This window comes from Solimonas aquatica, assembly GCF_900111015.1.
Lineage (GTDB): Bacteria > Pseudomonadota > Gammaproteobacteria > Nevskiales > Nevskiaceae > Solimonas > Solimonas aquatica.
Genome location: NZ_FOFS01000014.1, coordinates 58,173 through 78,450 on the forward strand (window position 1 = coordinate 58,173; position 20,278 = coordinate 78,450).

General features: G+C 65.7%; 18 protein-coding genes. 12 read left to right on the top strand and 6 right to left on the bottom strand.

The genetic code is table 11. The features are described 5' to 3' along the window. Positions 1-17 precede the first annotated feature (17 nt). Positions 18-1,436 carry an FAD-dependent oxidoreductase gene (locus tag BMY12_RS16815; protein WP_093288860.1) on the top strand — a complete coding sequence of 473 codons (1,419 nt, stop codon included), beginning with the start codon at positions 18-20 and terminating at the stop codon, positions 1,434-1,436. A 137-nt stretch (positions 1,437-1,573) separates the two neighbouring features. On the opposite strand, the gene BMY12_RS20060 is transcribed toward BMY12_RS16815, so the two are convergent. From BMY12_RS20060 to BMY12_RS16830, 4 genes are all read right to left on the bottom strand, one after another. Then, the gene (locus BMY12_RS20060; RefSeq protein ID WP_143068988.1) at positions 1,574-2,155 is read right to left on the bottom strand and encodes a hypothetical protein; all 582 of its coding nucleotides are present in this window, start codon (positions 2,153-2,155) and stop codon (positions 1,574-1,576) included. A gap of 209 nt (positions 2,156-2,364) precedes the next feature. After that, a complete protein-coding gene (locus tag BMY12_RS16820) occupies positions 2,365-3,933 on the bottom strand; it encodes a POT-type proton-dependent oligopeptide transporter (RefSeq protein ID WP_143068989.1) in 1,569 nt (522 codons plus the stop codon). 49 nt (positions 3,934-3,982) lie between these two features. Continuing rightward, positions 3,983-5,455, bottom strand: coding sequence for an FAD-dependent oxidoreductase (locus BMY12_RS16825; RefSeq protein WP_093288863.1), 1,473 nt, complete (start codon positions 5,453-5,455; stop codon positions 3,983-3,985). 97 nt (positions 5,456-5,552) lie between these two features. After that, positions 5,553-6,440 carry a sterol desaturase family protein gene (locus BMY12_RS16830; protein ID WP_093288865.1) on the bottom strand — a complete coding sequence of 296 codons (888 nt, stop codon included), beginning with the start codon at positions 6,438-6,440 and terminating at the stop codon, positions 5,553-5,555. 101 nt (positions 6,441-6,541) lie between these two features. Here BMY12_RS16830 and BMY12_RS16835 point away from each other — a divergent pair, with 101 nt between their 5' ends. Next, on the top strand, positions 6,542-7,537 hold the full coding sequence (locus BMY12_RS16835) for an AraC family transcriptional regulator (protein WP_093288866.1): 996 nt from the start codon (positions 6,542-6,544) through the stop codon (positions 7,535-7,537). 3 nt (positions 7,538-7,540) lie between these two features. On the opposite strand, the gene BMY12_RS16840 is transcribed toward BMY12_RS16835, so the two are convergent. Beyond that, entirely contained in the window at positions 7,541-8,341 is an 801-nt protein-coding gene (locus BMY12_RS16840) for an SDR family oxidoreductase (RefSeq protein ID WP_093288868.1), read from the bottom strand. Between the two features lie 101 nt (positions 8,342-8,442). Here BMY12_RS16840 and BMY12_RS16845 point away from each other — a divergent pair, with 101 nt between their 5' ends. From BMY12_RS16845 to BMY12_RS16880, 7 genes are all read left to right on the top strand, one after another. After that, positions 8,443-9,273 (top strand): alpha/beta fold hydrolase, encoded by an 831-nt coding sequence (locus BMY12_RS16845; protein ID WP_093288869.1) that lies wholly within the window; start codon positions 8,443-8,445, stop codon positions 9,271-9,273. A 6-nt stretch (positions 9,274-9,279) separates the two neighbouring features. After that, a complete protein-coding gene (locus BMY12_RS16850; protein ID WP_093288871.1) occupies positions 9,280-10,077 on the top strand; it encodes a fumarylacetoacetate hydrolase family protein in 798 nt (265 codons plus the stop codon). Positions 10,078-10,088: 11 nt separating this feature from the next. After that, on the top strand, positions 10,089-10,973 hold the full coding sequence (locus tag BMY12_RS16855) for an acetaldehyde dehydrogenase (acetylating) (protein ID WP_093288872.1): 885 nt from the start codon (positions 10,089-10,091) through the stop codon (positions 10,971-10,973). A 133-nt stretch (positions 10,974-11,106) separates the two neighbouring features. Then, positions 11,107-12,147 carry a 4-hydroxy-2-oxovalerate aldolase gene (gene dmpG, locus BMY12_RS16860; protein ID WP_093288874.1) on the top strand — a complete coding sequence of 347 codons (1,041 nt, stop codon included), beginning with the start codon at positions 11,107-11,109 and terminating at the stop codon, positions 12,145-12,147. A gap of 34 nt (positions 12,148-12,181) precedes the next feature. Further along, positions 12,182-12,775: an LON peptidase substrate-binding domain-containing protein gene (locus BMY12_RS16865; RefSeq protein ID WP_093288875.1), complete on the top strand. Its 594-nt coding sequence runs from the start codon at positions 12,182-12,184 to the stop codon at positions 12,773-12,775. Between the two features lie 344 nt (positions 12,776-13,119). Then, positions 13,120-13,410: a TfoX/Sxy family protein gene (locus tag BMY12_RS16875; RefSeq protein WP_093288877.1), complete on the top strand. Its 291-nt coding sequence runs from the start codon at positions 13,120-13,122 to the stop codon at positions 13,408-13,410. A gap of 34 nt (positions 13,411-13,444) precedes the next feature. Further along, positions 13,445-13,630, top strand: a complete 186-nt coding sequence (locus BMY12_RS16880) for a CopG family transcriptional regulator (RefSeq protein WP_093288878.1) — start codon at positions 13,445-13,447, stop codon at positions 13,628-13,630. Between the two features lie 6 nt (positions 13,631-13,636). On the opposite strand, the gene BMY12_RS16885 is transcribed toward BMY12_RS16880, so the two are convergent. Beyond that, positions 13,637-15,289, bottom strand: coding sequence for a SulP family inorganic anion transporter (locus BMY12_RS16885; protein WP_093288880.1), 1,653 nt, complete (start codon positions 15,287-15,289; stop codon positions 13,637-13,639). A gap of 307 nt (positions 15,290-15,596) precedes the next feature. Between BMY12_RS16885 and BMY12_RS16890 the strand changes: the two genes are divergently transcribed. Genes BMY12_RS16890 through BMY12_RS16900 form a run of 3 tightly spaced genes read left to right on the top strand, consistent with a single transcriptional unit; the run spans position 15,597 to position 20,230 of the window. Continuing rightward, a complete protein-coding gene (locus tag BMY12_RS16890) occupies positions 15,597-17,978 on the top strand; it encodes a penicillin acylase family protein (RefSeq protein WP_177189046.1) in 2,382 nt (793 codons plus the stop codon). A gap of 48 nt (positions 17,979-18,026) precedes the next feature. Next, positions 18,027-18,779, top strand: a complete 753-nt coding sequence (locus tag BMY12_RS16895; RefSeq protein WP_245732592.1) for an endonuclease/exonuclease/phosphatase family protein — start codon at positions 18,027-18,029, stop codon at positions 18,777-18,779. Continuing rightward, on the top strand, positions 18,776-20,230 hold the full coding sequence (locus BMY12_RS16900; RefSeq protein ID WP_093288884.1) for a phospholipase D-like domain-containing protein: 1,455 nt from the start codon (positions 18,776-18,778) through the stop codon (positions 20,228-20,230). The genes BMY12_RS16895 and BMY12_RS16900 overlap by 4 nt, the downstream gene beginning before the upstream one ends. The last annotated feature ends 48 nt before the right edge of the window (positions 20,231-20,278 follow it).

The window sequence follows — 20,278 nt, forward strand, 5'->3', positions numbered from 1 at the left end:
AATCACGGATTCAAAAAATGGGCGCCAAAAACGTCAACCAGTTTCTCGACCTGCCAAGGCAGGACCCGAAGAAGACTCCCGCTGAAGTCCGCATCCATGACTTCAAGGAAATCTACGGCCACTTCGGCAGCGATCAGGCCAAGAACCAGTCCGGGCGCTGCCTGGCCTGCGGCAACCCGTATTGCGAGTGGAAGTGCCCCGTGCACAACTACATCCCCAACTGGCTCAAGCTGGTGGAGGAAGGCAATCTGTTCGCCGCGGCGGAGCTGTCGCACCGCACCAACTCGCTGCCGGAAATCTGCGGCCGCGTCTGCCCGCAGGACCGCCTCTGCGAAGGTGCCTGCACGCTCAACGACGGCTTCGGTGCGGTGACCATCGGCTCCATCGAAAAGTACATTTCGGACGAAGCCTTCAAGCAGGGCTGGCGTCCGGACATGTCCAAGCGCAAGTGGACCAAGAAGAAGGTCGCCATCGTCGGCGCCGGTCCGGCTGGCCTGGGCTGCGCCGATGTGCTGGTGCGCAATGGCGTGAAGGCCGTGGTGTTCGACAAGTACAGCGAAGTCGGCGGCCTGCTCACCTTCGGCATCCCGCCGTTCAAGCTGGAAAAGGATGTGGTCAAGCGTCGCCGCCAGATTCTCGAAGGCATGGGCGTGGAATTCCGCCTGGGCACCGAGATCGGCAAGGACATCGCCTTCGAGCAGCTGCTCAAGGATTACGACGCAGTGTTCCTGGGCATGGGCACCTACAGCTACATGAAGGGCGACTTCCCTGGCGAAAACCTGCCGGGCGTGTTCGAAGCGCTGCCCTTCCTGATTGCCAATGTGAACCGCGTGCTCGGCCAGGGCAGCGAGGCCGACACCGCCTTCGACGTGAAGAATCAGCGCGTGGTGGTGCTGGGCGGTGGCGACACCGCCATGGACTGCAATCGCACCTCCATCCGCCAGGGCGCCGACAGCGTGATCTGCGCCTATCGTCGCGACGAAGAGAACATGCCGGGCTCGCGCCGCGAAGTCGCCAATGCCAAGGAAGAAGGCGTGGAGTTCCTGTTCAACCGCCTGCCGGTGGAGATTGTCGGCAAGGACAAGGTGGAAGGCGTGAAGGTGGTTGAAACCAAGCTCGGCGCACCGGACGCACGCGGCCGCCGCAAGCCGGAAGTGATCGCGGGTTCCGAGCAGGTGATTCCGGCGGACCGCGTGATTGTCGCCTTCGGTTTTCGTCCCTCGCCGGCCGACTGGTTCGCGCAGCACGACATCCAGCTGCACGAGGACGGTCGCGTCAAGGTCAACGGCGCCGTGCTCGCCAAGCACAAGTTCCAGACCAAGAACCCCAAGGTCTTCGCCGGCGGCGACATGGTGCGCGGCTCCGACCTCGTGGTCACGGCGGTGTTCGAAGGCCGTGAAGCGGCGGAAGGGATTCTGGATTATCTGCAGGTCTGAATCGTGGCTAGCGATTGCTGTTTCAACAACAAGGCCCGCAGTCGCGGGCCTTGTTGTTTTTACGCCACAGGGGAGGACAAAGATCAGACGCCAATCTATCTCCGTCGTTTAGCGCGATACCATCCAAGGCTCTGGGTTCACCGAGATTCGCAGGCCACCAGAACGGCGCGCAATTTTTCAAGGATCGAGGGATAGTCGTTGCTCAGCTGCTTGGTTAATTTCAATGCAATTGAGTTATGCCAAGCTATAAAGCTGCTTACATCCTGTTGCTCCAGCTCCGTTAGATTCAGTCGAGAGCTGCTGGTAGTCAGGAGGTAATCGACAAAATCTGCACCCCCGCTACGGGCTCCAGCACTTAATTCAGCCACGTGTGCTTCTGCATAGTTGACAACCGGCAAGAAGACGGGCTTTAACGCCAGATCAGATCCCTTCGTAAATTCGTCTGGAGAGAGCGCGGCATTAATTATGTGACCAAAGACGTCTGCAGCTACCGGCCTTCCATCGTTTTGAAAACACCGAACTATCTTTTCCTTACCAGCGCGGTTGCCTAGTGCCGGCGTGATAGTCGACATGACTCCTTCGAAGAAGGGAGCCGTCATAAAAAGTGCACGGTCCAGCGCATTGGTGCGAAGTACGTGCTGATCTTCCTTTTGTGCGAAGGCTTCGACTGGCTTGAGTAGTAATGCTACTGCACTGACTAAGATTACTGCCCAATACATTGGTTGTTCTCCTAACAATCAACGTCTACGTGGTATTTGAACACGCTGCGCTATTCCGTCTTACGTCCGATGCAGGGCTAATGCTTTGTGTGGGAGTTGAAGTCTCGTCGTTTTCCGCACAGCGCTCAGCTCTGATACGCCCACACATAAAGGACGGTATCGCGCCGCTGAGCAGCGCCTCATGTCCTGAATCAATTGTTCACAACAGCTCAGCCCGCCGCCTCCCGCACATAAACCCGCTCGCGATAAAACATCGCCACGACGATGAACAGCAGCGCACCCACCGCCATCACGCCGGCGAAGAACAGGAAGTACGCCGGCCCGACCAGGGCATAGGTGGAGACTTTCGCGCTGGCGCGATACGCGCCCTGGCTCATCAGATCCTGGCGATGGATCGCATCGACGACGCGCAGACGCTGCTGCGCCGCATCGATCTCGGCAATCAGATATGTGCCCGCCAGGGGCCTGGCCGCGCCGTTTCCGGTCTGCACGCGGATGCCGGTGTCGCCGGCGAAGTCGAGCTTCTGGCCCAATGTGAACGGCGAAATCTCCGCCAGCGCCACCCAGGTCTGCGCGCCGACGCGGATGTCGTGCACCGCCAGTGGCCGCACCATCGCGTCGTTGACCAGGCCGGTGAACAGATTGCCCAGGCTTTGCGAGAGCAGGAACAGGGCCATGATGAAACTCTTGATCTTCAGCGGCGCCTGCTTGTAGCTGAATTCCAGCGCGGTGATGGAAACCAGCACTTCAGAAGCCGTGAGAATGGCGTAAGCCAGGATCTGCCACCACACGCTGACCACCTGGCCGTGCTGGATACGGTTTTCGATCCAGGCCACCAGCACGAAGGAGCTGGCGGTGACGAACATGCCGGCGCCGATCTTGCGCAGCGGCGTCACCGCCGCAAAACGCGCCCACAGCGGATACACGCCGTAGCTGAACAGCGGCACCAGCAAGAGAATGAACAGGGCGTTGGCGATCTGGATCTGCGCCGGCAGGATCTGCAAGCCAAAGCCCAGATGCTTGTCCATGAGATCGGACTGCGCCTGCAGCGTCCAGGTCTGGCCATTGGACTGTTCCCACAGCGACCAGAAGAAGGCGATGAACAGATAGATCAGCAGCAGACGGCCGATGAGCTTGAGCCCGTCTGCGCAGAACAGCTCGCGCAGCCAGGGCTTGCCGGCGGGTGGCAGCACCGCAAAGCGCTTGCGGCCCAGCCAGAACACCAGCACCGCCAGCGACATCATCGCGCCCGGCAGGCCGAAAGCCAGACGCGGCCCGTGCTCGCGCAGCAGCCAGGGGCAGGCGGCGATGGAAATCAGCGAGCCGGCGTTGATGGAGAGATAGAACCAGGAGAAGGCACGCTCGATCAGATGCGCGTTGGCGCGGGTGAACTGATCACCCAGATTGGTGGAGACGCAGGGCTTGATGCCGCCGGTGCCCAGGGCGATGAAAAACAAGCCCGCAGCGAGCGTGGCCGGCGAAGTGCTGCCCAGCGCCAGCAGCGCGCAGCCGCCGACATAGCTCAGCGAGAACAGCAGAATCGTGCGGTACTTGCCCAGCAGCACATCCGAGACGATGGCGCCCAGCAAGGGAAAGAAATACGCGCCGGACTTGAACAGCGACTGCCAGGTGGTGGCCTGTGCCTCGCCGAAGCGCAGCACATTGACCATGTACACCGAGAGAATCGCGTTGAGTCCGTAGTAGCAGAAGCGCTCCGCGAACTCGTTGGCCACGATGTAGGGAATGCCCGGCGGCATGCGGGCATGATCGTGATTCACGTCAGTCTCTCCGGCGTGCTGATCTTCCACGCCGGAGTTTACGCGGCGCTCAGGCCTTCGCCACGCGCAGCCCCGCCTGACGGCCGAAGAAAGTGGCGTCGGCCAGCGACAGGCCCGAGCTGTAGCCGGCGCCCACCCGCGGCAAACCGGAGGTGGTGCGGCCCGCAGCGTAGAGGCCGGGAATCGCTTCACCGGCGGCATCGAGCACCTCGCCCGTGGGTCGCGTGTGCAGACCGCCGAGCGTGAAGCTGGAATAGATGCAGTGGTCGATGCGCAGGTCCAGGGCCACGAACGGCGGCTTGACCAGCGGCGTGAGCCAGCGCGCCTGCTTGTGGAACAGCGGATCTTCGCCACGGGCGGCGTGCTGGTTGTAGACCTGCACGGTGGTCTGCAGCGCGCCCTGCGGCAGCTCCAGCTCGCGCTCCACTTCCTCCCAGCTCTCGCCGGCGGCGGCGATGCCGATCTTGGCAAACGGGCCCCATTCGGGCTCGGCGAAGAAGCTGCTGTCGGCGAGCAGGAAGAAGCGCGTGCCCTCGTCCTGCAGAATCGCCTGACTCACGCGGCCGTGATAGCAGTCCTCGTTGATCAGACGCTGGCCGCGTTCATTGATGATGATGCCCTTGATCAGATCCTGCGGCGGATACCAGGGGATGGTGACGAAGCCTTCATTCATGTGGATGGCATTGCCGCCCACGCTCTGCCCCAGCTGGATGCCGGAGCCATCATCCACGGTGCCGATGGGCGTGTTGGCGCGCAGCAGCTTGGGCGCGTGCTGCTGCAGCATGGCCTTGTTCATGATGAAGCCGCCGGCGCACAGCACCACGCCCTTGCGCGCGCGGATGAAACGGTCTTCGTTGTTGCGTCGCGCCACCACGCCCAGCACGCGATTGTCGTCGTCGGCAATCAGGGCCTGCACGCGGCAGTCGTACTGCACGTCCACGCCGGATGCCTGCACGCGCTCGGCAAGGCGGTCCATCAGATACTTGCCGCCGCCCAGGCCCATCCACTGCGGCGTGTGGCCGCGCGGGCAGGGCCGGGCCTTGTCGATGAAGGGCCAGGCCTCTTCGCTGCCGCTCCAGATCAGGCAGTCATCGGTGAAGGGCTCGATGATGCGTGTGGCGATAAAGGAGTTCTTGTAGACCACGCCCTGCGCCTGCAGCCATTCGAAATGCTTCAGGCTGTTGTCGGCATAGAGCCGGCACTTGGCGGCGTCGGCATCGCTGCCGCCGGCCAGCAGCAGGTACTGATACAAATCTTCCGTGTCGTCGCTGAAGCCGGCTTCGCGCTGGATCGGCGTGCCGCCATTGCCGCCCAGGTAGATCTCGCCGCCGGACAGCGCCGAGGTGCCGCCGTGTCCGGATGCGGCTTCCAGCAGGCAGACCTGGGCGCCCGCCCCGGCGGCTTCGATCGCGGCGCTGGCGCCGGCCGCGCCAAAGCCCACGATCAGCACCTCGGTTTCCAGATCCCAGCGCGGCACTTGCGAGAGGCGGCAGGGACGGTGACGGGAATACGGGGCGCTCATGGCCGCTCCTTGAACGAGGCTGTTCGGGTGGAAGATCGATGCCAGCGCACACTAGACGGCCGCGTGCACGCTTCCCTCCCCCGCATGGATGAGCTTTTCAGCCGCTGCCGAGCAGGCTCCGGTTGCGGCGCAGCGGATACTCGTGCTCCACCCAGTCCGGATGGCGCCAGAGGATGCGCGGATCGCGGCAGGTCCAGACATCGCGCCACATCGCAAACCACTCATCCAGGTTCAGGCGCAGCGGATTGAGCGTGCGCGGCTGCCGGTGGCCGATGCCGTAGACGATGGGGCCGGCATCGCGCTCATCGACAAAGGTGCCGAACAGACGGTCCCAGATGATCAGCACGCCGCCGAAGTTGGTATCGATCTGTCCGGGGTTGCGGCCGTGATGCACGCGATGGTGCGAGGGCGTGTTGAAGATCGCCTCGTACCAGCGCGGCAGGCGCTGCACGACCTCGGTGTGGATGAAGAACTGGTAGAACAGGTTCAGCTCGATGGCCACCACCACCGACATCTTGTCGAAGCCGATCAGCGCCAGCGGCAGCCACCAGAGTATCGCCAGGCCGGACAGATCGAAGAGGAAGTTCTGGCGCAGCGCCGTGGACAGATTGAAGCGCTCGGAGCTGTGGTGCGTGACATGCGAGCACCAGCCGTAGCGCAGCTTGTGCATCAGAAAGTGCAGCACGTAAAACAGAAAGTCGGTGGCCAGGAACAGCAGCACGATGCCCAGCAGCCGGCTCTCGGGCTGATATTGCAGGCCGAACTGCCGCACGCTGTCGTAGAAGCGGGTGACCAACACCGCCACCACCACGCCATCGCACATCTTGTAGAGAAAGCCGGTGCTGATATTGGCCAGGGTCTCGCGCAGCTCATAGGCCTGCGGCCGCTGCCGCCGCAGCCAGTAAGCGCGCTCCAGCGCGATCACGCCCAGAAAGGCGATGCCGGCGTACAACACGAATTGCAGGGCGTGCAGGATGTCTTGCATGAGGAGCGCTCCACGGGCGGTCGAGGCGGCTCACTGTAGTGACGGCGCTGCGGTTCTGATCGACAATCCATGACGTCGATTTACCAATTTACGACAAGGCGATGAGCTTCCTGATCCGTGTCACCGGCGCCTGGACGCAGCTGCTGAGCGACTGGCTGGACCGCGAGGCCCTGGCGGCGCCGGCGATCCGGGGCCAGCTGGCCACCTACGCGCCCGACGATGTGCTGCCGATCCAGGACTGGCATCGCCTGCTGGCGCAGGCCTGCGCGCTGCGCCCCGAACTGGCGGCACCGGGGCTGGCCATCGGCGCCGGGGTGCAGCCGCGGCATGTCGGCGTGCTGGGCTATCTGGTGCTGGCCTGCGCCAACCTGGGCGAGGCGATGCTGGCCTATCAGCGCTACGAGCGCCTGTTCTACGGCCTCAGCCTGGTCGAGGTCCGCGCCGAGGGCGCGTCGATGAGTCTGCGCTGGCCGCCGACCCAGGCGGCGGCGATTGCCGATGAAACCGCGATTGCCGCGCTGGTGACCTTCCTGCGCCGGCAGCTGGATCGTCCCGCCGGCCCGGAGCGCGTCGGCTTTCTGCATGGCGCCGATGCCGCGCATGCCCGTGCCTGCGAAGACTTCTTCGGCTGCCCGGTGGACTTCGGCAGCAGCCACACCGAGGTGCGCTTTCCCAAGGCCTATCTGGGCATCAGCATGCCGCAGCACGAGCCGGGACTGCGCGCCCTGCTCGACCGTCAGGCGCAGGCCCTGCTGGAAGCCTTGCCGGAGCCCGGCGACTTCGATCGCGCCGTGCAGCAGGTGCTGCTGCGGCAGCTGCCGGAGGGCGAGGTGAACATCGAGCGTGTGGCTGCGGCCCTGCATCAGTCGGCGCGCACCCTGCAGCGGCGCCTGGAACGCACTGGCCTGAGCTGGCAGCAGCTGCTGGACCGCACCCGCGAACAGCTGGCGCGGCAATATCTGGAGGATCGCGGTCTGAGCCTGGCGGAGATCGCCCTGCTGCTGGGCTATGCGGAACAGAGCGCGTTCACACGCGCCTTCCGCCGCTGGACCGGGCGGACGCCGCGCGCCTTCCGTCAGCGCCAGCGGCCGGGCTGAAACTCAGGCCTGGTGGCGGGCGTTGCCGGCATCCAGAAACGCCGGCCGTTCACCGCCGCCGTGCAGCGTCAGATTGCTGCCGGAGAGATAGGCCGCCGTCGCCGAGCACACCCACACGCAGGTCTCGCCGATCTCGCGCGGCATGGCCAGACGCCCGGCGGGCACGGTGTGCGCCACGGCGGCGATGCCGGCCTCGTCGCCGTAATGCAGATGCGCCTGCTCGGTGAGCACCATGCCCGGACTCACCGCCACCACGCGCACCTTCGGCGCCCATTCCACGGCCAGCGATTGCGTGAGACTCAGGATGCCGGCCTTGGCCGCGCCGTAGGCGGCGGTGCCCGGCGAGGCACGCAGCGCGCTGACGCTGCCGATGAACACGATCACGCCGCCGCCGTCCTGCTGCTGCATCAGGGCATTGGCCTGCTGCGCCAGATGCAGGGGCGCAATCAGGTTCAGCTGCAGGATCTTTTCATGCAGGCGCGGCGAGGCGTTTGCGGCCAGCGCATACGGTGCGCCGCCGGCATTGTTGACCAGCACATCGAGCCGCCCGCAGCGGTTCCGGATTTCGGCGAACAGGGCGTCGATGGCGGCGGAGTCGCGCACATCGGCGGCAATGAACTCGGCGCTGCGGCCCTCCACGCCGGGCAGCTGCGCCGGCGCCTCGCGGCCGCAGACCAGCACGCGATCACCCGCGGCGAGAAAAGCCTCGCTGATGCCACGTCCCACGCCCTTGGCGCCGCCGGTCACCAGCACTACGCGCTGCTTGTCCACACCTGCTCCATAAACCTGTCTGCCTGCCTGCATCCTAGGCCATTGGCGCCACTGCGGCTTTACTGCAAAAGGATGAAGCCGCAGCAGCGCCCAGCAGCGACCATGCAAGCTGTCCTTTTGCCGGCACATCCGCGATGAGCAGCAAGCCCATACCCGAAGGCCATTACGCGCAGCTGGCGAACGGCTATCGCCTGCATTACCTGGACGAAGGCCAGGGTCCGGTGATCGTGTTCCTGCACGGCTCCGGCAATGGCGCCAGCGGCTATTCCAACTTCAAGCACAACTATCCGGCCCTGGTGCAGGCGGGCTATCGCTGCCTCGTGCTGGACATGATCGGCTTCGGCTACTCCGACAAGCCCACGGATGTGGAATACCCGCTGTCCTTCTTCGTAGAATGCCTGAAGCAGCTGCTCGACACGCTGAAGATTGCGCGCTGTACCCTGGTCGGCAATTCCCTGGGCGGCGCCGTGGCCCTGGGTTTCGCCCTGGATCATCCGGAGCAGACCGAGCGTCTGGTGCTGATGGCGCCGGGCGGGCTCAATGAGCTGCCGGAATATCTGGCCATGCCCGGCATGGCGATGATGTTCGGCCTGTTCAACAGCAGCGAGCCGGTGACCGAGGCGCGCATGAAGGACTTCTTCCGCAAGGCCTTCGTGGTCAATGGCGAATGCGTGGACGATGCCCTGGTGCATGAGCGCTTCGAGCTGATGAAGCTGCAGAACCCGCAGGTGATGAAGACGCTCAAGGTGCCGAACCTGAGCGAGCGCCTGCACGAGATCCGCGTGCCGGTGCTGGCGCTCTGGGGTCTGAATGAAAACATGATGCCGGAAAGCGGCATCCTGAAGCTGGCCAAGAACCTGCCGGACTGCCGCATGGTGCTGGTGCCGCAGTGCGGGCACTGGGTGATGATCGAGCATCGCGCGCTGTTCAATCGCACGGTGCTGGATTTCCTGCAGAACGGTTGAGCGCACATGGCCCTGCATCCGGATCGTATCCAGGCCCTGGGCGACGAGCTGTTCGCCGCGCTGCGTGAGCGGCGCACCCTGGCGCCGCTCACCGAGCGCGAAGCCGGCATCGACATCGACGATGCCTACCGCATCTCGCTGCGCCTGCTGCAGCGCCGCCAGGCGCAAGGCGAGCGCGTGATCGGCAAGAAGATCGGTGTCACCAGCAAGCCCGTGCAGGACATGCTGGGCGTGCATCAGCCGGACTTCGGCTTTCTCACCGACCGCATGCAGGTGAAGAGCGGCGCGGTGATCAGCATCGCCGGCAGCGGCCTGATCCAGCCGCGCGCCGAGGGCGAGATCGCCTTCGTGCTGAAGAAGGATCTGAAAGGTCCGGGCGTGAACGAGGATCAGGTGCTGGACGCCACCGACTACGTGCTGCCCTGCTTCGAGATCGTGGATTCGCGCATCGAGGACTGGAAGATCAAGATCCAGGACACCGTGGCCGACAACGCCTCCTGCGGCGTGTTCGTGCTGGGTGAGGACCGCGTCAAACCGCATGCCCTGGATCTGGCGGCGGTGAAGATGGACATCCACAAGAACGGCGCGCACATCGCCTCGGGTCTGGGATCGGCGGTGCAGGGTCATCCCGCCACGGCAGTGGCCTGGCTCGCCAACACGCTCGGTGCCTTCGGCATTCCGTTCCTGGCGGGCGAAATCATTCTCTCCGGTTCGCTGGCGCCGCTGCTGCCGGCGCTGCCCGGTGATCGTTTTGCCATGACGCTCGCCGGCATCGGCGAGGCGTGGATCGGCTTCGAGGCCTGAGTCATTCGCTCATGAACAAGATCAAATGCGCCATCATCGGTCCCGGCAATATCGGCACGGACCTGCTCTACAAGCTGCGCCGCTCGACGCTGCTGGAACCGGTGTGGATGGTGGGCGTGGACCCGGCTTCCGAGGGCCTGGCGCGGGCGCGCGAGTTCGGTTTGAAGACCACCGATCAAGGCGTGGACGGGTTGCTGCCGCATGTGAAAGCCGACGGCGTGCAGATCGCCTTCGATGCCACCTCGGCCTATGTGCACAAGAGCAACTCCGACAAGCTCAATGCCCTGGGCGTGATGATGATCGATCTCACGCCGGCCGCCATCGGCCCGTACTGCGTGCCGCCGGTGAATCTGAAGAAGCATGCCGGCAAGCGCGAGATGAACGTGAACATGGTGACCTGCGGCGGGCAGGCCACCATTCCCATGGTCTACGCGGTGTCGCGCGTGCAGAAGGTGCGCTATGCCGAGATCGTCGCCACCGTCGCCAGCAAATCGGTGGGACCGGGCACGCGCAAGAACATCGATGAATTCACCCGCACCACGGCCGGCGCGGTGGCCAGCGTCGGCGGCGCGGACGAGGGCAAGGCGATCATCGTGATCAATCCCGCCGAGCCGCCGCTGATCATGCGCGACACCATCCACTGCCTCACCGTGGAGCCGCCCCGGCAAGAGGAGATCGAAGCCTCGGTGCGCGAGATGCTGGGCCAGGTGCAGCAATACGTGCCCGGCTACCGGCTCAAGAACGGCCCGGTGTTCGACGGCAATCGCGTCACCACCTTCATGGAAGTCGAAGGCCTGGGCGACTTCCTGCCCAAGTACGCCGGCAATCTCGACATCATGACCGCGAGTGCCACGCGCACGGCGGAGATGTTTGCCGAAGAGATGATGAAGCGGTGATTCGTGAAGGGTGACGGTGGTGGCGGTCGCGAAGAGACCGCTTTGCGAGCCACGAATCACCCACCACCCGTCACGCAGAGAAGCTTCCCTCTCCCCCGCGCGGGGGAGAGGGAGAACAAGTCAGGAGCGAACGATGAATCTGCAAGGCATTCAGATCAAGGTGCACGACATGTCGCTGCGCGACGGCATGCATCCCAAGCGCCACCAGATCACGGTGGCGCAGATGCAGTCCATCGCCAGGGGACTGGACGAGGCCGGCGTGCCGCTGATCGAGGTCACGCATGGTGACGGCCTGGGCGGCGCTTCGGTGAACTATGGTTTTCCCGCCGCCAGCGACGAGGAATATCTGCGTGCGGTGATTCCGCTCTTGAAGCGCGCCAAGGTCTCGGCCCTGCTGCTGCCGGGCATCGGCACCGTGGATCACTTGCGCATGGCCGCCGACTGCGGCGTGAGCACCATCCGCGTCGCCACGCATTGCACCGAGGCCGATGTCTCCGAGCAGCACATCGCGCTGGGCCGCAAGATGGGCCTGGACACCGTGGGCTTTCTGATGATGGCGCACATGATCGCGCCCGAGCCGCTGGTCGAGCAGGCGCTGCTGATGGAAAGCTACGGCGCCAACTGCCTCTACGTCACCGACTCGGCCGGCTACATGCTGCCGGATGATGTCACCGCGCGTATCCGCCTGCTGCGCGAGCGCTGCAAGCCGGAGACCGAAATCGGCTTTCACGGCCACCACAATCTGGCCATGGGTGTCGCCAATTCCATCGCGGCGGTGGCGGCGGGCGCGCGGCGCATCGACTGCGCCTGCGGCGGCATGGGTGCCGGTGCCGGCAACACGCCGCTGGAAGTGTTCGTGGCGGTCTGCAATCGCATGGGCATCGACACCGGCGTGGACGTGTTCAAGGTCAGCGATGTCGCCGAGGACCTGGTCACGCCGATACTGGATTTTCCGGTGCGCATCGACCGCAATGCCCTGACCCTGGGCTATGCCGGCGTGTACTCGTCCTTCCTGCTGTTCGCCAAGCGCGCGCAGGAAAAGTACGGCATCCCGGCGCGCGAGCTGCTGCTGGAGCTGGGCCGTCGCAAGATGGTCGGCGGTCAGGAAGACATGATCGAAGACACCGCCCTGACCCTGGCGCGGGAGCGCGGCCTGCTCGCCACCCGGGCTTGATCTGCTTCGCGCATGGCCTGAAGCTTGGCAGGTCATGCGCGAGACCTCCGACATCCCGATCTTCCCCCTGAGCAACACCCTGTTTCCCGGGGGGCGGCTGGCGCTGCGCGTCTTCGAGCCGCGCTACGTGGAGATGACACGGCACTGCCTGCGCGAGGACAGCGTGTTCGGCGTGAGCCTGATTCAGGCCGGCTTCGAAGTCGGCACGCCGGCGGTGCCCTGTCTCGTCGGCTGCAGCGCGCGCATCGTCGATGCGCAGGAAACCGCACCGAATCGCTACACCCTGACCTGTGTGGGCGAGCGGCGCTTCCGCATCCTTGAACGCTGGAACAGCGACAGCGGACTGATCCGCGCGCAGCTGCAATGGCTGCCGAAACTGCGCAGCCAGGCGCTGGCGCCGCGCTATGCCGGGCTTGCCGCCATCCTGCAGCGTGTCGCGCGCGAGCTGGGCGCGCAGGCTTTCACCAGCTCGGTGCAGAGCGATGACGCCGCCTGGGTGGCGCAGCGCATGGCGGAGCTGCTGCCGGTGACGCCCGAGCAGCGGCAGCGCTGGCTGGAGATGGACGAGGTCGGCGCGATTCTGGATCAGCAGCTGGACGTGCTGGGCGGACTGCACGAGACGTTCTGATCGGCCATGAGCCGCGAGTTCATCGCCTATCTGCAGGACCAGCTCGACGGGCTCGATGGTCTTAGGGCTTGTTAACCATCCCTTTGCCCGCTGCGACGGCGGCTGTTTTGGCGCAGGGCAAGGCGGCAGACGCGCCGCTTGGTGATTCCAAGCCAGCGGCTGCCAACGCCGCGCTGCGCCAAAACCGCCCCGTCCCTTCGGGTTGCGCCAGAAATCGCGCCATGCGGCGTTGCGAAACTTGGCCTTGGCACCACCAAGGCCTGCGTTTCGCGCCTTGCCTGGCGCGATTTCTGGCAGCAACGCAGCGCGCAAAGTGATGGTTAACAGGCCCTAGCAGCCGGCGCATGTTCGGCGGCCATTGCCTGTATGCGCGCGGCACTCCCTTCGCCCTGGTGCTGAACGACACGCTGTATTTCTGTGTGGACGATCAGACCCGGCCGCGGTATCAGGCCATGGGCAGCAGCTGCTTCACCTACGAAACCGCGCGCAAGCGCGTCGCCCTTGCACGCTATTACCAGGTGCCGGGCGAGCTGATCGAAGATGCCGAGCCCCTGCTGGAACTGGCGCGCGAGGCGGTGGCGGCGGCGCGGCGCACGCCGGCCAGAGGCAAGCGCGCCAAGCCTGCGCGCACATGATAATGGCATGCACATGCTGTGATATTCTCGGCGCATGGAGAGCAAAACCGCGCGCCTGACCGTACTGGTCGATCCCGACAAGAAGAAAGCCTTCGAGACGCTCTGCGCGCAACAGGATCTCACGCCCTCGCAGGTGATCCGGCAGCTGATGCGCAACTACCTCGCCGAGCACGGCGTGGACGTCGGCGCCAAGAGCGCAAGGCGCGCCCCGCGCAAGTAAATCCGCTCAGGCGGCCGTGCTTTCCTGACAGTCCTGCAGGGCGTTGGACAGCTCGCGGTAATAGCGCACCGGCTGTGTGTCACGCCGCACGATCTCCGCCCGCACCAGCTTGGCCAGCACCCGGGCATTGGCCTCGCAGAGCAGCACGCGCACGCCGCGATGCTCAAAGGCCTGAATCACTTCTTCCAGGGTCTGGATGCCGGTGATGTCCATGAACGGTACGTGGTTCAGGCGCAGCAGCACGCAGCGCGGTTCGCTCTTCTTCTGCTGCAGCACACGCTCCAGGTTTTCCACCGCGCCGAAGAACAGCGGACCTTCGATCTCGTAAACCAGCGTGGCCGGCGGCAGCGCCGCCAGGCCGGCGTCCTCCAGCACCGTGCCCAGTTCCAGCTCGCCCAGCTGGCGCACTTCCACCGAGGACGACATGCGGCGCATGAAGTGCAGCATGGCCAGAATCACGCCGATGTTCACCGCAATCACCAGATCGGCGAACACCGTGAGCAGGAAGGTGATGAGCAGGATCGCCATGTCGGCGCGCGGCGCGGTGCGCAGCATGCGCAGGAAGCGATGCGCCTCGCTCATGTTCCAGGCCACCACGAACAGAATCGCCGACAGTGCGCAGAGCGGAATCTGTCCGGCCAGCGGCGCCAGCAACAGCAGCACCAGCACCAGGGTCAGCGCGTGCACCACGCCGGCCAGCGGGCTGTTGGCGCCGTTGCGGAAATTGGTGGCGGTGCGGGCGATGGCGCCGGTGGCGGCAAAGCCGCCGAACAGCGGTGCCAGCACATTGGCGATGCCCTGGCCGATCAGCTCCTGATTGGAGTCATGGCGCGTGCCGGCCATGTTGTCGGCCACCACCGCCGAGAGCAGGGATTCGATGGCGCCGAGCATGGCGATGGCAAAGGCCGCCGGCAGCAGATTCACCAGCTGGCCCAGGGAAAAGCCCAGCAGGCTGAAATGCGGCAGACCCTGCGGAATGCCGCCGAAGGTGCTGGCGATGGTGGCCACGCCCTCGAAGTGGAACAGCGCCTGCGCGCCGGTGGCCGCCACCATCGCCAGCAGCGGGCCGGGCACGCGCTTCAGGCCCGGCAGGCGCGGCCCGTAAATGACCAGCAGCAGGCTGGCCAGCGCCAGCAGCGTGGTGGCCGGGTGCAATTGCGGCAGCACCTGCAGCAGATGCAGCAGCTTCTCGTGGAAGTGCTCGCCGCCGACTTTCGGCAGGCCGAAGAAGTCGCGCCACTGCCCCACCCAGATGATCACGCCGATGCCGGCCGTGAAGCCGACGATCACCGGATCGGGAATGAAGCGGATCACGCCGCCGAACTTGGCGGCGCCGAGCAGAATCAGCATCACGCCGGCCATCATCGTCGCCAGCATCAGGCCTTCGACACCGTGCTTGGCGGTGATGCCGGCGAGAATCACGATGAAGGCGCCGGTGGGGCCGGCGATCTGGATGCGGCTGCCGCCGAACAGCGAGACGCAGATGCCGGCGATGACGGCGGTGTACAGGCCCTGCTCGGGCTTGACGCCGGAGGCGATGGCGAAGGCCATGGCCAGCGGCAGCGCCACCACGCCGACGATCAGGCCGGCGACGATGTTGGAGGCCCAGTGCTGACGCTGGAACAGACCGGCCCGGGCCGCTTCGACGACTGCGATCATGCTGCACTCCGCTGAACTGCCTTAGGACCTGTAGGCCCTCGCTGCGCGAGGGGCAAAGCGAGGGTGAACAGGTGTTGCATGTTAATACTATTACCATCCAAGCATAAAACCATGCACAGCCGGCGGCGGTGACCCGTGGCAAGCAGCCCCTGGCCGAGGTGCCGCCGCCGGCGTACCGCCGGCTGTCACGATACGGCAAGCGCCTGAGCCGTTCTTACCCGTTCTGCCCCGCCGTGGCGCTCCTGTAGTGTCGCCATCATGAAAAAACTGCGGGGTGCTCGCCCGCAGAACAGGAGGGGGAATGTCCATGTCTTGCCTGCGCACACTCGCGCTGCTGCTGGTGCCGGCCCTGCTCGCCGCCTGCGGCAGCAGCAAACCGGTGCCGCCGTTCGCCGCCACCATCACCCGCAGCACCTACGGCATCCCGCATATCCAGGCGCGCGACTACCCGGGCCTGGGCTATGGCTACGGCTATGCCTTTGCCGAGGACAATCTCTGCACGCTGCTGGAAGATCTGGTGACCATCCGTGGCGAGCGCGCCCGCTACTTCGGCCGCGACGGCAGCTACAGCATTCCCGCGGTGCCGGTGACGGCCAACAATGTGGACAGCGATTTCTTCTGGAAGCTGATGGCCACCGATGCGGTGGTGGCGCAGCTCAAGGCCGCCGCGCGGCCCGAGACCGCGCAGCTCACGCGCGGCTATGTCGCCGGCTTCAATCGCTATATCCGCGAACTCCGCGCGGGCGAACATCCCGGCCGCCACGCGGCCTGCGCGCAGGCCGCGTACCTGGCGCCGATTTCCGAGGACGATCTGTACCGGCGCTATTTCCGGCTTTCGATCATCGCCTCGTCCTCGGTGTTCACCAGCGAGATCGCGCAGGCGCAGCCGCCGCCGCTGTCGGGCAGCGGCAGTGCCGCGCCGGGTCTGGCCGCGAAGGCTGCGGCCCTGCAGCAGCAGCCCGGCGTGCTCGCCGCCTTCGCCAGGAGCAAGCGCCTGGGCAGCAATATGTACGGCCTGGGGCCGGAAGCGGTGCAGGGCGGCGGTAACCTGCTGCTGGGCAATCCGCACTTTCCCTGGAGCGGCACCGAGCGCCTGTACATCGTGCATCTCACCGTGCCCGGCAAGATGGACATCATGGGCGCCTCGCTCTACGGCGTGCCGCTGGTGCTGATCGGCTTCAATGATCATTTCGCCTGGAGCCACACGGTTTCCACCGCCTACCGCTTCACGCTCTACGAGCTGCCGATCAATCCGCTCGATCCCACGCAGTACTACTACGAGGGCAATACCGTCGACATGACGCCGGTGCCGCTGACGGTGCAGGTCAAGGAAAGCGACGGCAGCATCAGCAGCGAGCAGCGCACGCTCTACCGCAGCCAGTACGGGCCGATGCTGACCCTGAGCTCGGGTGGTGTGCCGGTGCTGAGCTGGGATCGCCTGCGTGGCTACAGCCTGCGCGATGCCAACGCCGAGAACGCGCGCCTGATCAACCAGTTCTTCGCCTGGAACAGCGCCGGCAGTCTCGCCGAATTCGAAGCCAGGCACGCCGAGGTGCTGGGCGTGCCCTGGGTCAACACCGTGGCTACCGGTCCCGGCGAGCATGTCTATTACGGCGACATCAGCGTGGTGCCGAACACCCCCGACGATCTGGTCGAGCGCTGCAAGGCGCCGCTGCTTTCGCCCGTCATCGCCAGCGTCGCGCCGGGCCTGCCGCTGCTGCTGGGCAATCGCAGTGACTGCCAGTGGCTCAGCGACAGCGATGCGCCCGTGCCCGGCATCTTCGGCGCCAGTCATCTGCCCACGCTCCGGCGCAATGATTATGTGGCGAACATGAACGACAGCTACTGGCTGAGCAACCCTGAGCAGCCGCTCACCGGCTATGCGCGCATCATCGGCGACGAGGATACCGAGCGCACGCTGCGCACGCGGCTGGGCATCCGCCAGATCCAGCGCCGTCTGGCCGGTGGCGATGGTTTGTCCGGCACGGGCTTCACCATGGCGCAGCTGCAGCAGATCGCGCTGGGCAGCGAGATCTACAGCGCTACGCTGGGCCTGGGCGCGGTGCGCAGCGAGCTGTGCCCCACGCCGCTGTCGGCGGACATCCAGCAGGCCTGCGCCGCGCTCGGCAACTGGGACGGCGCCGCCAGGCTGTCTTCCGTGGGCACGCCGGTGTGGATCGAGTTCTGGCAGCGGCTCGCCGGGGTGAACAATCTCTGGGTCAACGCGTATTCATCCAGCGATCCGGTCAACACACCCAACACCCTCAACACCGCCAATGTGCAGGTCCGCCAGGCCCTGGCCGACGCGCAGCAGACCCTGATCGATCACGGCATCGGTTTCGATACGCCTTTCGGGCAGGTGCAGCATTCGGGCGTGCACCAGGGCAGCGCGATTCCCATCTTCGGCAGCTTCGGCGAGATCGGCGCCTTCACCGTCGCCGACAACGATGGCCTGAGCGATCAGGGTTACGCGGTGAACTTCGGCAACAGCTACATCCAGACCGTGGGCTGGGACAACGGCCATGTGCACGCCGAAGGTTTCATCACCTACTCGGAATCCACCGATCCGGCCAGCCCGCACTACCGCGATTTCACCGAGGCCTACTCGCAGCAGCAGTGGCATCGCTTCCCCTTCACCCGTGATGAAATCCGCGCCGCGCAGATCAGCAGCCAGAACCTCAGCGAGTAGCGCCGCAGCGGCTCCGGTGCCCGCATAATGCCGGCACTGGAGCCGCCGATGACCTCATCCCCCGACACGCTGCGCGTGCTGACGCTCAATATCCAAGTGGGCCTGCAGACCGCGCATTACGGCCACTACCTGACCGGCGCCTGGCGCCATCTGCTGCCCTCGCGCGGCGTGCGTGACAATCTCGACCGCATCGCCGAGCTGGCCAGCGCCTACGATGTGGTGGCGCTGCAGGAAGCCGACGCCGGCAGCCTGCGCACCGGCCAGCTCAACCAGGTGGAATATCTGGCCCGCCGTGCGCAGATGCCGTACTGGCACGCTGCCGTGAACCGCAACTTCGGCCCGTTCGCCCAGCATTGCCTGGGCTTTCTCTCGCGCCGCCCCTTGCACCAGCTGCATCACCACGCGCTGCCGGGGCGCGTGCCGGGACGCGGCGCGCTGTGCGCGACGCTGGAACTCAGCGGCGGGCGCAGCCTGCAGCTGATCGTCACCCATCTGTCGCTGGCGCGCGTCTCCCGCGCCCGCCAGCTGGACCACATCGCCGGACTGGTCGATGCGCAGCGGCCGGCCCTGCTGCTGGGCGATCTCAACTGCGAGGCGCGCGAGCTGCTGGCGCATACGCGTCTGCGCAACGCCGGGCTCACGCCGATCAGCGGCACGCCCACCTTTCCCAGCTGGCGTCCGCGCCGGCGTCTGGATCATCTGCTGCACACCCCGCAGCTGCGCCTCCTGGACAGTCAGGTGCTGGCCTCGCCGCTGTCCGATCATCTCGCCGTCGCCGCCGAGTTTCAGATCGCGCCGTGACCCAGGCTCTGCACTGGCTGCTGCACAACGGGCAGGCGCTGCTCTTCGGCGCCTGGCTGCTGGTGGCCCTGGGCGTCGGCGGGCATGTGCTGATGACCAAGCGCAACCCGGCCGAAGCCTGGGGCTGGATCGCGGTGGGCCTGCTGTTTCCCTTCGCGGGGCCGGCGCTGTACTTCGTGTTCGGCATGAACCGCCTGCGCACCCTGGCGCGGCGCTTTGCCATGCAGCGGCGCAGCGGCGCGATCGGCACGGCGCATGAAAGCGATGTGCGCAACGCCATATCCGGAACCGCCGCATTGCCCGCCCCGCTGCTGGAGGTGGTGCGCACCGCGGACGTCATGACCCACCGCCCGCTGCTGGGCGGCAATCGCGTGCGCGAGCTGTACGACGGCGAGCAGGCCTACCCGGCGATGCTCGCCGCCATCGACGGCGCGCAGCGCAGCATCTGGCTGGCCAGCTACATCTTCGACAATGACGCGGTCGGCCGGCGCTTCGCCGACGCCCTGATCGCCGCGCAGCATCGCGGCGTCACGGTCTGCGTGCTGATCGACGATGTCGGCGAACGCTATTCGCTGCGCCGCATCAGCGGCCGCTTCAAGGGCAGCGGCGTGCAGCTGGCGCGCTTCAATCCCCTGCGCCTGCTGCCGCCGGCCCTGCATCTGAACCTGCGCAATCACCGCAAGCTGCTGATCATCGATGATCGCATCGGCTATACCGGCGGCATGAACCTCAGCGCGCGGCATCTGACCGGCGCGGGCAGCGGCCGCCACGCGGTGCGCGATCTGCATTTCGAGCTGCAAGGCCCGCTGCTGCGACAGATGGCCGAGGTGTTCGCCGAGGACTGGGCCTTCGCCACGCGCCGGCGCCTGCCGCTGCCGGAGGCGCCGCAGCCGGAGCCGACGCCGGCCATCGCGCGCGTGATCACCGACGGTCCCAACGAAGACATCGACCAGCTCGATCTGGTGCTGCAGGCCGCCATCGCCGCCGCGCAGCGCGAGATTCTGATCATGACCCCGTACTTCCTGCCCACGCCGGCGCTGATCGCCGCGCTGCAGGGCGCGGCCCTGCGCGGCGTGGACACCCGCGTGCTGCTGCCGGCGCGCAACAATCTCATCTACGTGGACTGGGCCACGCGGCACATGCTGCCCACGCTGCTGGAGCGCGGCGTGCAGGTGCGCTATCAGGGCGGCGTGTTCTGCCACAGCAAGCTGCTGCTGATCGACGGCGTCTACACCCAGATCGGCAGTGCCAACTGGGATCCGCGCAGCCTGCTGCTCAACTTCGAACTCAATGCCGAGTTTTACGACGAGAACTTCGCGGCCCGCATGACTGCGCATTTCGAAGCGGCCTGGGCGCAGGCCGCCGGAATCACCCTGGAAGCGCTGCGCACGCGGCCGCTGGCGCTGCGCATGCGCGATGCGGTGTGCTGGCTGTTTTCGCCGTATCTCTAGTGTCGTGAGTCAGAAATTCGCATGCGAATTCGCCGGTCTTTTTCGCGT

Excerpts from the sequence above, each read along its gene's own strand:
- BMY12_RS16815 (WP_093288860.1), top strand. The coding sequence starts at position 18 with ATGGGCGCCAAAAACGTCAACCAGTTTCTCGACCTGCCAAGGCAGGAC.
- BMY12_RS20060 (WP_143068988.1), bottom strand. The coding sequence starts at position 2,155 with ATGTATTGGGCAGTAATCTTAGTCAGTGCAGTAGCATTACTACTCAAG.
- BMY12_RS16825 (WP_093288863.1), bottom strand. The coding sequence starts at position 5,455 with ATGAGCGCCCCGTATTCCCGTCACCGTCCCTGCCGCCTCTCGCAAGTG.
- BMY12_RS16830 (WP_093288865.1), bottom strand. The coding sequence starts at position 6,440 with ATGCAAGACATCCTGCACGCCCTGCAATTCGTGTTGTACGCCGGCATC.
- BMY12_RS16835 (WP_093288866.1), top strand. The coding sequence starts at position 6,542 with ATGAGCTTCCTGATCCGTGTCACCGGCGCCTGGACGCAGCTGCTGAGC.
- BMY12_RS16840 (WP_093288868.1), bottom strand. The coding sequence starts at position 8,341 with ATGCAGGCAGGCAGACAGGTTTATGGAGCAGGTGTGGACAAGCAGCGC.
- BMY12_RS16845 (WP_093288869.1), top strand. The coding sequence starts at position 8,443 with ATGAGCAGCAAGCCCATACCCGAAGGCCATTACGCGCAGCTGGCGAAC.
- BMY12_RS16850 (WP_093288871.1), top strand. The coding sequence starts at position 9,280 with ATGGCCCTGCATCCGGATCGTATCCAGGCCCTGGGCGACGAGCTGTTC.
- BMY12_RS16855 (WP_093288872.1), top strand. The coding sequence starts at position 10,089 with ATGAACAAGATCAAATGCGCCATCATCGGTCCCGGCAATATCGGCACG.
- dmpG (WP_093288874.1), top strand. The coding sequence starts at position 11,107 with ATGAATCTGCAAGGCATTCAGATCAAGGTGCACGACATGTCGCTGCGC.
- BMY12_RS16865 (WP_093288875.1), top strand. The coding sequence starts at position 12,182 with ATGCGCGAGACCTCCGACATCCCGATCTTCCCCCTGAGCAACACCCTG.
- BMY12_RS16875 (WP_093288877.1), top strand. The coding sequence starts at position 13,120 with ATGTTCGGCGGCCATTGCCTGTATGCGCGCGGCACTCCCTTCGCCCTG.
- BMY12_RS16880 (WP_093288878.1), top strand. The coding sequence starts at position 13,445 with ATGGAGAGCAAAACCGCGCGCCTGACCGTACTGGTCGATCCCGACAAG.
- BMY12_RS16885 (WP_093288880.1), bottom strand. The coding sequence starts at position 15,289 with ATGATCGCAGTCGTCGAAGCGGCCCGGGCCGGTCTGTTCCAGCGTCAG.
- BMY12_RS16890 (WP_177189046.1), top strand. The coding sequence starts at position 15,597 with ATGTCTTGCCTGCGCACACTCGCGCTGCTGCTGGTGCCGGCCCTGCTC.
- BMY12_RS16895 (WP_245732592.1), top strand. The coding sequence starts at position 18,027 with ATGACCTCATCCCCCGACACGCTGCGCGTGCTGACGCTCAATATCCAA.